The following is an 11,617-nucleotide window of genomic DNA, read 5'->3' on the forward strand; positions in this document are numbered from 1 at the left end:
TAGCTCTGATGATAATTCTGATAGCGATAGCTCTGATGATAATTCTGATAGCGATAGCTCTGATGATAATTCTGATAGCGATAGCTCTGACGATAATTCTGATAGCAATAGCTCTGACGATAATTCTGATAGCAATAGCTCTGATGATAATTCTGATAGCGATAGCTCTGATGATAATTCTGACGGTAAATCTTCTCAATCTTCTGATACTGACTCTTCTCAATCTTCTGACAATGACTCACAAGAACCATCGAATCAAGCTACAGCACAAGACATCATTGATGCCTTAAATGCTGGTGACGGCGATTTAATTGGTGACTTACATGAGGAAATAGAAGAACTTTTAAAAGAGAAAGCAATAGAAGTAGAAGATGAATTTAAAGACAAAAATGGCAAGTATACAACACCATCATTTGCATTAGGCGTATGTAAAGAGAGATGTTTTATAGGTGTACCATCATGGATAAAAGACGCTGATCCTGTTACTCAACGTATGCGTCAGGTGCTTAATAGCATCGTGTATTCTCGTAATAAGACGGAACGCTCTTACGAACGTACAGGTAATACTATAGCAACAGGTGAACTCTGGGGTGCAAGTTGTGGTAATAGTCGAATCTTTCAGGTTGAGACTACACATCGAGCTCCTAACGCCGCTTTTCAGATCCTTGTGGATAAAAGCGGATCGATGGATGGATATGCGATGCAACTGGCAAATATCGCTGCGTTTTCGATTGCAAGTGCAATTGAGTTTATTCGCGGTGCTGAATGTGAAGTTCTTTATTATCCTGTAGGTGGATCTTCTGGCTTGAAGGTTCATGTAGCTAAGTCATTCAAAGAAAAAATAAGCTCATGTAGAAACAAAAGTTTCAATGTGATGGCTAATTACGGAACACCAACAGCCGAAGCGCTATTAACAGCTTTGAGTCGAATTGGTGTTCGAAAAGAACCGAAAAAAGTGATTTTTTTAATTACTGATGGTGATGCCTGTGATGCAAATATTTATGACGTCCTTAATGATTGTGACGCTGCAAATGTTGACGTTATTGGTGTCGGTATTGGATTAAATAATCTTGCTGGATTCGAAAATAGACCTTACGTTTCAATTAATGATGCTTCGGAACTTGCTCCGCAGCTATTTAGTTATATTCGTAATGTTTATCAAAAATAACCAACCAACCAACCAACCAAACTAACTAACTAACTATTATCGATTATACCTAAAGGGTAAATATTTCCCTTTAGGGCCATATTTTCCTTTTCGTATTTATCGATCTCCTTGGAGGAATTTAAATATGAGAACTGTAGATATTTTTCATTTTGAGAAGTATAGCAACGGAGCTTTCCTTATTGGCGATTTATGTGAAGTAAATGGTCAAGAAAGAGTCATTGATGCTGAATACATTTGTTGTAATGGCATTACAGAGGAATTGATCGCTGGATTAGAGGACGGATGGGAAATGTGTACTCGTAGAACAGTAGATATTTCATCATTATCTCAAAAGCAGCAACAAAAGATTAATAAATTAATTCTATGGGATAAGGCGTTTGCTGGCTAATACCAATTATTAATATAAAAAATGAGGATTGCCATTTTGTTTACCGCAAATTTGGCAATCTACCGCTTCACTGGGATTCGTTAAGCCTTCGGTTCCTTATGAGCAGGTTTAACGAATCCCGGTGATTTGTTAATTTATTTTGGAGTTGAATAATTATGTATGGTCAACAAAGTTCAAAAATCGAAAAAGTTAGAGCGTTAGCAGATGGTAAGTGGGACGTTGTGTTTCAATCTTATCCACAGTTAGCTGATGCAATGTGCAAAGCTCCACGCGCTGTACCTTGCCCCGTCACAACTAATAGTAAGCGTACTTCCACTAAATTCCGTTTTTTTAAAGACTGGATTCAAACAGGAGGTGCGTATCATAACGATGAAGGCGCTATGCCGGATGGTATTGATGTTATTAGTTGGTTAGAGGGATCTAGCAAAGGGGAAGCTATGAATCACATTATCGATATTCTTGGTGGAAATATAGGCCAAGTTTCAGATAATCAGGTTCGGTGGAAACAACAAGAAATGCAAAAAGTAAGGGAAGAACACTGTTCAGAAGAAGAACGGGCATATCGAATGAATAGAGTTCGAGTGGTTGCCCAATCATCTATACCTGCAGCACACGCTCCTGAAGTCCACGCCTATTTACGTAGCCGAGGTCTAAAAGGGGATTTCTCTAAACTTCCGCATGACTTGCGCTATACGAACCACATTCGGTACCCAGTTAGTCTAAGAGAAGAGGGTGATAATCGCAGTCCTTGGTACTCAGCATTAATTGGAACGTTTGTGGATGTGAAAGGTAATAATTGTACGCTCCATCGTATATTCCTCAATAATGGTGCGAAAGCCCAAGAGAGTAATTGTAAACTAATGATGTCTCCACCATGGGACATTAGAGGTGGGTATATTAAATTAGACCAACCTGCAACGTTTACTGGCGAAGGCGGGGTTCAATGTTCGGTCCTTGGATACTGCGAGGGAATTGAAACAGCCTTAGCTATACGTGAAGCAACTGGTATGCCTATGCGTCCTTATTTCTCTGCCACCTTATTAGGGATGGCCGAGGGCATAAACGTACAAGGTGTTAATCGTGAAAATACAATTATCATTATATGGGCTGATAAAGATGTCTCTAATACTGGTCAAAATACAGCTAACACGTTAGCTGAAAAATTGGCAGGGGAGGGATATTCAGTTCAAGTGATGTTACCAGAGCAAAGTATTCCGCAAGGTGAAAAATCTGTAGATTGGCTAGATGTATATCGAGATTACGGGGCTGATGCATTCCCTATCTTTTTAGATGAGGAATTTGCCGTAGATTGCATGTAGTGTGAAAAGTAAATACGTATTTAACGTAGTCAGTCATTTTGTTGTTATTCAGCCACAACAAATGCCCCATTGATTAAGTGATCCGATTTTTCGGTCTTACTTAATCAGTGGTTTACTCAAAAGGGCACTTTATTAAGTGTATTTTTGAGTAAGCCACATACCGGCTTTATTGAAATCAATCCTCAATCTTATCATCACTAAAAGTTTAACTACTTTCATCAAACCAATTTCTTTTTGGGTCATTGATGGTGTTTTAAGAAAGAGTTCGCGTCCATATTTATATGATATCTTTTCATCTTAATATGTTCGTTTGAGTAGCCATATAAACAACTACTATAAAAATGTTTATAACTAACCTGTTTATTAATCGCACAATGCTTTTAATAAATATAACTAACTATCACGTAATAAAGTCTTACTTTTAGCTTCATATTGATGTTTTTAGTGATCTTTTTTAGTGATTAATTGGACTATAAATATGAATAATCAAAACTTATCTCAATCAACCATGTTCGATTTAGATAGTGATGATTTACATAACTCAGATTTGTTATGTGGAGATGGTATTGAAATTGATAACATTAGTAACGTTACCAATGATCTTGATACTGCTTTACTAAACGCAAATCTAAAACACCCAACATACCTATACAATGACAACCTACAAGAGTTAAGACATTCACTTGAATCTATTTCTCGTCGTCTTAAATTATTGAATATTGTTAACGTAGAGGTAAAAAATTAATTAACTAGCATCCATCGGATATAGCATTTATATCCTATGGGATCATAAGTCTTTTCCTTTTTGATGCGTCATATACCAAAGGAAAAAATTATGATTATTAACGCTACGACAATTACAAATGAAGTATCAGTAATTTTACAAACTCTATACGACTATACAGTAATCGCTATTCATTACTTACCAGTAATTAAGCCTTATTTTGTTGGAATTATGGAGTATCTAAAACCGATTCTTGTCCCTGTGGTTCCCGTTTATGTTACTTATAAATTGGCACTAAAATTTTTAGACAAGAAAAAGTTAGTAAAGGAATTATTGACTACTTATAGGGATCTTGAATTTTTTTATGCCTTAGAAAAAGAGCACGTAGAATTACATAAGCTGTACATTAATAAATCAATGAAAAATACAGCAAGAGATAATGTACGAAACGCTGAAAATAAGGTTTTATCAATTAACAATACTCCAGCAAAACTGAAGATAAAAATTGCTAATCTTGAAGAACTCGATAAAAAACTGCAATTCCCTAAAAAATAAACCATAACCACTGCCATACGGAAAAACCAATCCCTATGGATCGTGTTTTTCTGTATGTGCATAACATAACACTTGGAGAAACATGATGATTAACAACTCAACTGTGAATGCAATTAATACCTCTAATTTTAGTGATTTAGGTATACATGGCACAAACACAACATTTGATGATTTAGTGATTAAAATGCAACAATTATCTGACTCAATAGCTCTACCTAAATATTACAAAGACGATATTGCTCTCGATTTTAAAATATTGAAGAAATATGGTTTAGGTAAGAAGTATGTATGGTTATTACGTGAGTCTGGTTGTTTATTGTTTCCGTTAGAAATCGGTGCGAATACTCATTTCATTGATATGTACATGAAAGGAGATAAGACGGCCCGTTACTTTTTAGTTGATACTTCGAAAGATGATTTAGTCGAAATAACACCTAATGAAGTAACCCCACTTATAAATAAAGCGCCTATTAACGTTCATTCTTACGATACAGCTATTAGCCTTATCAATGCTATTGAACGAGTCTTATCTGATGTTAACGTAACAAGTAAAACATTTATGAAGGCAGATATGGGAACAACACCGATTTTTTGGCAAGAGTGGGTAAAATGGTTTGAAGGTGAAAATGATATTATGCATACGCTAATGTTTAACTCCATCAACAAGCTAAACACCCTCACAAACCATTAAATCGTAACGCACATACAACCATACCTAACAAGGGTTAATAATTATCCCTTTTTATAGGTGGTGATCATTGCTATCCCTTGTGATTTTTATTAGGAATAAAAGCAATGACAGCCAATCTATGCAAAACACAAGAAATTAATCAATTGCTTGAAGATAAATGCGAATCTATCGTCTGGGTTAATAACAGTTATCTCGATCCTATCGTATTAACTGATATTAAATTATTCATTATGAAAAATACTAAAGTGTTACGCCAGCAAACGGATCCTAAGATACTTTTTAAAGAGTCCTTAGAACGTTATGTTATAGCTCGTAAAGCTCGTAAAGCTCGTAATATTCGTAATGCACTTACAACAGATGATAAGAGAGTAGACCTAAAGTTATTTTTTGATGAATTAGATGCAAAAATAGGTAATCCATATTTTCGTGAGTTATTTATTATGTCTAAATTTAATCCGATAAATTTATTTATTGTTCATTTTGTTATTTTTATTGCTAGCCAATTAATTACAGGAACAATTCAGGAATATTTTTTTGGGGATACATCATTAACAAATTTTGATTTATTCATGGTCGTATTATTTGCTGTTAGTTATCTTATTTCATTTGTTAAATTGCTCCAATATGAGAACTCTTTTATAAATAACATACGGTAACACGCATAGCACAACCTATATATTTACTTACATACCGCTTGGTAAACCTTACCTTGTTGGTATCGTTTCCTCGCTGTATTTTTACCTTAGAGGAAATAAAAATGAACCTTTGTAACTTACCTTCAATCACTCAACACTCAATCGATGTAATAGAAGTATTCGTTCCTTTTGCTGCTAAAGTTCTTTTGGACCAGAAAAGATACTCTTTATTGGCTACTCGATTAGATGCAAAAGCGATAAGTGTTAAATTTGATCCTAAATCTAACGCCGCAATATTATTAAATGCTTGTCCGTTTAATGATATAGCAACTGATAAACAGCTAGACCAGAAAGAGTTAAAGAAGATTCTATCAATAATGGATGTTCCAGTGGATGCAGCATATAAAAGGTGGTTTTCAAATCTTTGTGTAATGTTGCATCGTGGAAAAGATGGTAGTGTCGCTAAACAGTTAACAACGACGATAACGCCTCCTATTATTGCTCCCGCATCTTTATATATTAATAACCCTATAGCTGAACGTGCTTTTATCAATAAATTGGCATCACGAATCACGCAAATCTATGCAACGATGACATGTGCTTTTTATGATGATTTAACTCGTTTTATTTTGGAGTTATGTCTGCATTTTGTTGATGTAGAAAACCAAGATGGGTCTATATTGTTGAAGGATCGAGTGATAGGAAATTATAGATATACATTAACAGCAATACCTTGTGAGTTTAATAGCATATCACTTTATTCTGATGCTAATTTAGAATGTTTTGCGGAAAAAATGTTATTAAATCCATTGATAATGAATCTTGATGTCCATGCTGCACTGTTTATTGATGATGAGATTGTGACAGATAGCGTACTTGGTGGAGTGACTATTGAATCTAATTTAATAGGCGATTTACCAAATAATACTGATGTTAAATATTTAAGAAAAAAAGTATTTTCTGGTGCTAGATTAATCAATCCAAAAACGCAAAAAACAGTCGTAATTGAGAAGGAATTAGAAGAGATTGAGCCAAAGGCCGAACCATTTAATGACGGTTATTGGAGCACTCTTTCTTTTTAATCCTCGTAAGTAACAAACAACATAACCTAAGGGTAAATACTTCCCTTATGGGTCATGTATTTACCCATATTAAAACTTTGGAGAAATACAATGACCAACTTTAACACTATTGATAATAAAATTTTCAACGATGACCATACAATTGAAAAGCCATATTGTTGTCCTGTTTGTGGTAGTGCAAATACAATACACACACCTTCACAAGAATGTGAGTTTATTTGTTTAGACTGCTGTGATTCTATTCAACAGAGCAATGGTGATTCAGTTTATTCATATGATGAAGAAATGACGATCGTAGCTAATTTTACTGACATGTGTGACGTAATTCTTAGAACATCTCATAATTATGTTAATCCTGTTTTAATGACAGAATTAAATTTGTATCGAGATAAATATAAAGAAACGTTAGACCAATACTTCGAATCTTCTTACATGTGGCAAATGCGAGTGATTTATAGCGTTATTTACTCAGCTTCGCATAGAGATATGTCTGCTGATAAACGCAATGAGCTTTTAGATGATGTTTTTGAGGGTATCCTTAATAAGATTTCATCTACAAAAAGTAACTCGTTAATAGACCCGAAGATAATTACGGAAGCAAAAAATATTATTGCAAACTATCAGCAATATTTTGAACGCGACCTAAAGGCAGATTTTAACGCCACTATTCTTAGTTTTATAGCTCGTAAAAAAGCGATTAAGAACCTAGTGGCTATGCCATACATGACCAATAATACCCGTTATATTGAAGAAAATGATAAATACAGTGGCGATTTTGCTTCGATGGAACAACGTTTTCATAAGCGTATTTTTATCATGTGCAAATGTAACCCGGTAATAATATTTTTCTTTTATATGTTTACATTGGTATTTATGCAAATAACAGCTGCAGTGTTTGAAAGAACATTTTTGGGAGGAACTTTCGTTAATGTTCTCGATCCAATTCAGTTCGTAGTTTGCTTGGTCCTGTATCTTCGTACTATTAGCTCTTTAACCCATTACCTTCTTGGCGATGGATGTTATAGAGATAATTGTAACAATGATTATAACTAATAAATAAAACATACCGACAGGTAATACTCTTACCTATCGGTATCTGTATTCCTGTTTTTACATTTAAAAATTGGAACTAGAGGAATACAAATATGTTTATTGAGAATAAAGAAGAATATTTAGATGAATTAGGTCTTATCATTCGTGCTCATGTGTCTCAATTTGTTATGAATGAATATGCGTCTTTAAAACAACTATTCGATGTGGCTGACTTTGGCATAAAGGTCAATATGTACGATGACACGTCTTTTTATGTTTTAAAATATGTTGAAATTTACCCATCAACCCCCGTTCTACTAGACGAAGATTACGTGCGTTTTTTATGTGCAATGGTCTTATCTATGAGCGATAGCACTCAAGAATTAGTTGATGAAATGGTCAGAGTTGGTATTAAGGCATCTTGTTTCATGAATGAACAATTTACTTTTTGTACTGATGGCGAGTGGGTAAATAAACAGAGATATGGCAAATGCAATATTACACAGTTAGAACGTGCATTTAGTTTGATGCGTTATCTCATGTGCAGTATAGCTAGAAACATAAATAATTATGTTAAGGATTTTGTCATTTCGGTTTGTAATTTAAATGCTATGAACCAACAAATACTGGCTAAGCGTCTTATCAAGACGGCTAACGTAACAGTGCGACTAGAAGTAGAGGGGCGTTATTTTGATCTTACAGATGTGGATTATACGGATATAAACTCATTAACGAGTGCTCGTGTAAAAAATATTTTAGAAATGAATATTGCTCCGTGTCGATACAGTTGCCAAATTTTTCATAATAATGAACTAATTGGAGAAGCTGCTCGAAATGGCTTTGAGTCAATAAGCGATGAAGTACGCTGTTCAACGGTTATATTTCGTCGTTTGTTAATTACAGCCATTAAAAAAGCACGTTTAGTCTTACCTCGGCAACAAGTCCAGGTAACTGATGAAAAATCAGAATTGAATGGTAATGATCTGTTTTGGGGATCATTAACATTCTAATTCGTTAACTATAAAAATAACATTACCTATTAGGTGTATAAAACGCCTAATGGTGTTTCTGTACGCCTATTTAAGTAATAATTTTGCTAATTGGAGTATAGAAACATGTCTAATCTAGAAAAGTTCATATTAATGTCAACCGGTATTAAAAGTGAGATGTTGGCTGAGGTTTCAATTAGTCCCATGACGAATTTTGTCCGTGATGTGGCTGAATGTATTGTTAAACCAAAGCAATGCTATGACAACTCATTTAAGCTTTTACAACGATTGATTCAGACCACAACCGAGGATGTTAAATACGTTCTTGGTATGTGCGTCTGCTCATCAATTTTACCAATTGAACACGCGTGGATAAAAGTGGGTGCTAAATATTATGATCCAACACTAGAAATTGTAGTTGGAGATATTATTGCCAATACTTATTACTCAGTGATGGAGTTTGACTTGGATGAAGCTATCACGGCTATGGAAAGTGTACTGGAACGTTCTGATGGTGATTATTGCCCTCCAATGTTCAATCGCATGGTACATAGCCCAATATATAAACATCTATATATGTCTCAACAAGAGCGTAAGGCAATGTTTATAGGTAACTCCATTTCTCTTGAACTGTAATCCACATACTACATTAACTATCAAAGGAATTACTAATAAGTACCTTTTAACCTTGTTGTCTTTATTAAGTCAGCATTGATTTTTATTAGGTATTCAATATTAGTCATGAATAACCACATTATAACTCTTTATATCTCTTTATGATTTATGAAGCGTTCTCGTGTGTCTTATTCATGATTCCTGATTGAACAACTACTAGGAAAGATAAAAATGTTAACTACTAACGCTAAATTCGAAACAAATTCTTTTAACTATAAACGCAACCAACCCGTAATCAATCTTGTTTTGGATATGTTCCGTGACCAAGGCTATTTTGATATCGCTAATGATGACAAATTGAGTTTTACTGTTGATTCACATGGCTACGTCACCGATATTCATTTTCCTGAGATAAAGATGTCTGAAATGGGATTCGTGCGACTTATGGCTAAATGGTTTGAACAGACTAAAAATATTAAGACTTTTCATCATGTCATGAAGTTAAAGGAAATTGTTGAATTTGTATTTAATAGTAAGCTGGAGTTTGTCGATTTTAATGCCGGCATTAATAGTGAGGTTCCTGTCGGTAGTCCTGATTGGGTCGTCTGTAAAAATGCCTGTATGTTTATGGATACTGATATTGATAAAATTGTCAAATCAAGTATTAAGTTGATTAATAATTTTATTAATAATACAACACTTAAACATGAACGCTATTTGGTCAAACAGCACATACTCACAGGCTGTCGTGTCGATGTCTATTGTGATGCTTGTGATGAAATATTTGGGCTATCTAAAAAAACAATGAAACAACTATGCCAAAACGGAGGTTCTCGTTTAGTGTGCATGGATATTGATATTGAATTTTATGGTCTTAATATAACTGGTATTGCAGATTTTCAGTCTCGTATTATTAAATCTCAGTGCGGTTCAAGTTACGAAGATATTGTTAAATTAAATATGCCAATTATTCGTGATTGTTTGCATGAAATGGTCATGGAAGAACGAGACGTACAAGGTCTAGTAAAGGAAAATTTAGATTGTAAGTGCGTATTATCGATTGATGAATTACGTGCGTGGCGATCACTTGGTATTGACTAAGCGTAACAACAAATAGAACATTAACTTAACCCTAAGGGCAGTATTGATTACCCCTTGGGTGTTTAATGCTGCCTTTTTTATGGAAAATAATGAAATGACAGCAAAAATGTTCACAAATTATATCTCTAATTCATTAGTGGCTCTTGGTTACGCAGAATATAAAGATGAAACTTTAATCAATTGGTCGATTGCTTATTGTCAGTCAGATTATGTTGGGTGGGATTCTACTTATCTATGTAATGATTCAATAATAGCTACGGCCAAGCGCCTTTTAACCAAAACTCATAGCAACTATGTGAAGGCGATTGAACGAATAATTACTTCAGGTAAATATATTGAAATGAAGGTTAGAGGAAAGCGCGTTGAATATAGCTCGAATTCCTTAACGGCATTGCAAGAAACTGCCTGTGAAACACTGTGTGAATGCATTGCTGACGAACTTGAGGGCCTTAAATCATCATTTAAGCGTGATGGTTATGCCTTTTTGTATGATGCAAATGTAAGTGATACAGAAATTATTTACGATAGAACATTCGGTGATTACAAAATACAAGTTACAAAGGAAAATTGTGAGGATTTATATCTATTCCATGATCCTGAGAATGAAGTATTTAACATGAGCCAAATACGTAGTTTTATCGATGGAAAAGAAATGTACCTTGATTCTGAGGTGACTCTATTAAAACGCAAACCTGAATGTGAAGAATATTCAATTGTTTGTCAGACCACTATATCTTCGGTGATCTGTGATAAGTCATTATCTGATGAAAAGTTGTTTCATTTCATATATAAAGAATATGTCGAATTATTCGCTGATCTAATTTCCGAAGGGAGACGGATCATGGGAATTGAACGACCTGAACGCGATATTTTTTTCCAATCTCGTTATATAGCAAAGATAGAAATCGAAGCTAAACAACAAAGAGAGGAAGAAAGTGTTAGTTTTTGGCGTGCGGTCACATTGGCATAAATTATCAAACTTCACTGTTTTAAGTCTGGTTTGAATAAGTCGAGTTACTATACTTCCCGCATGGGGAGAAGGTAACTCGACTTTTTTTTTGCCCATTTTTTGGAGTGGTTAACTTACGATGGTCGGACTGGTAATTCGTTGGGTTTTTTATTAAAAGGCCAGATCTCGAATAAATACTGATGACACCGCTCATGAATGCATGTTTGTGGTGAGTAAACTAAAATACCATGTTTATAAAGCGCGTCTACAACCTCCATCTTCAGCTTGGTTGCTTCTTTATTTGACGTCGGTGGTAGGACGATAAAAACGTGAATAAAGTTATCTGAAAGCTGACCGTTTTTATCAAAG

Annotated in this window: 14 protein-coding genes; 13 read left to right on the forward strand and 1 reads right to left on the reverse strand. The window is 34.6% G+C overall.

Annotated features, from left to right (window positions below; genetic code table 11):
- The 13 genes from GLP24_RS19370 to GLP24_RS19430 all read left to right on the forward strand — a co-directional run.
- Window positions 1–1,168, forward strand: a 1,168-nt coding sequence (locus GLP24_RS19370) for a vWA domain-containing protein (protein WP_232567731.1), incomplete at its 5' end; no start/stop codon positions are given.
- Window positions 1,169–1,292: 124 nt separating this feature from the next.
- On the forward strand, window positions 1,293–1,556 hold the full coding sequence (locus GLP24_RS19375; RefSeq protein ID WP_101767389.1) for a hypothetical protein: 264 nt from the start codon (window positions 1,293–1,295) through the stop codon (window positions 1,554–1,556).
- 155 nt (window positions 1,557–1,711) lie between these two features.
- Window positions 1,712–2,875, forward strand: coding sequence for a DUF7146 domain-containing protein (locus GLP24_RS19380; protein WP_101767390.1), 1,164 nt, complete (start codon window positions 1,712–1,714; stop codon window positions 2,873–2,875).
- A gap of 478 nt (window positions 2,876–3,353) precedes the next feature.
- The gene (locus GLP24_RS19385) at window positions 3,354–3,620 is read left to right on the forward strand and encodes a hypothetical protein (protein WP_101767391.1); all 267 of its coding nucleotides are present in this window, start codon (window positions 3,354–3,356) and stop codon (window positions 3,618–3,620) included.
- Between the two features lie 90 nt (window positions 3,621–3,710).
- On the forward strand, window positions 3,711–4,154 hold the full coding sequence (locus tag GLP24_RS19390; RefSeq protein WP_101767392.1) for a hypothetical protein: 444 nt from the start codon (window positions 3,711–3,713) through the stop codon (window positions 4,152–4,154).
- A gap of 82 nt (window positions 4,155–4,236) precedes the next feature.
- Window positions 4,237–4,845: a hypothetical protein gene (locus GLP24_RS19395; RefSeq protein WP_144043130.1), complete on the forward strand. Its 609-nt coding sequence runs from the start codon at window positions 4,237–4,239 to the stop codon at window positions 4,843–4,845.
- Window positions 4,846–4,949: 104 nt separating this feature from the next.
- A complete protein-coding gene (locus GLP24_RS19400) occupies window positions 4,950–5,501 on the forward strand; it encodes a hypothetical protein (RefSeq protein WP_101767394.1) in 552 nt (183 codons plus the stop codon).
- A 101-nt stretch (window positions 5,502–5,602) separates the two neighbouring features.
- A complete protein-coding gene (locus tag GLP24_RS19405) occupies window positions 5,603–6,562 on the forward strand; it encodes a hypothetical protein (protein ID WP_101767395.1) in 960 nt (319 codons plus the stop codon).
- A gap of 90 nt (window positions 6,563–6,652) precedes the next feature.
- Window positions 6,653–7,615, forward strand: a complete 963-nt coding sequence (locus tag GLP24_RS19410) for a hypothetical protein (RefSeq protein ID WP_101767396.1) — start codon at window positions 6,653–6,655, stop codon at window positions 7,613–7,615.
- Window positions 7,616–7,707: 92 nt separating this feature from the next.
- Window positions 7,708–8,604 (forward strand): hypothetical protein, encoded by an 897-nt coding sequence (locus tag GLP24_RS19415; protein ID WP_101767397.1) that lies wholly within the window; start codon window positions 7,708–7,710, stop codon window positions 8,602–8,604.
- Between the two features lie 105 nt (window positions 8,605–8,709).
- Window positions 8,710–9,219 (forward strand): hypothetical protein, encoded by a 510-nt coding sequence (locus tag GLP24_RS19420; RefSeq protein ID WP_101767398.1) that lies wholly within the window; start codon window positions 8,710–8,712, stop codon window positions 9,217–9,219.
- Window positions 9,220–9,429: 210 nt separating this feature from the next.
- Complete coding sequence (locus GLP24_RS19425) at window positions 9,430–10,299, forward strand: hypothetical protein (RefSeq protein ID WP_101767399.1); 870 nt, start codon at window positions 9,430–9,432, stop codon at window positions 10,297–10,299.
- A gap of 79 nt (window positions 10,300–10,378) precedes the next feature.
- Window positions 10,379–11,269 (forward strand): hypothetical protein, encoded by an 891-nt coding sequence (locus GLP24_RS19430; RefSeq protein ID WP_144043131.1) that lies wholly within the window; start codon window positions 10,379–10,381, stop codon window positions 11,267–11,269.
- Window positions 11,270–11,382: 113 nt separating this feature from the next.
- Here the strand turns inward: GLP24_RS19430 and GLP24_RS19435 are convergent.
- On the reverse strand, window positions 11,383–11,617 hold a 235-nt coding region (locus GLP24_RS19435), incomplete at its 5' end, for a hypothetical protein (RefSeq protein WP_232578252.1).

The organism is Photobacterium carnosum (assembly GCF_021236965.1).
Lineage (GTDB): Bacteria > Pseudomonadota > Gammaproteobacteria > Enterobacterales > Vibrionaceae > Photobacterium > Photobacterium carnosum.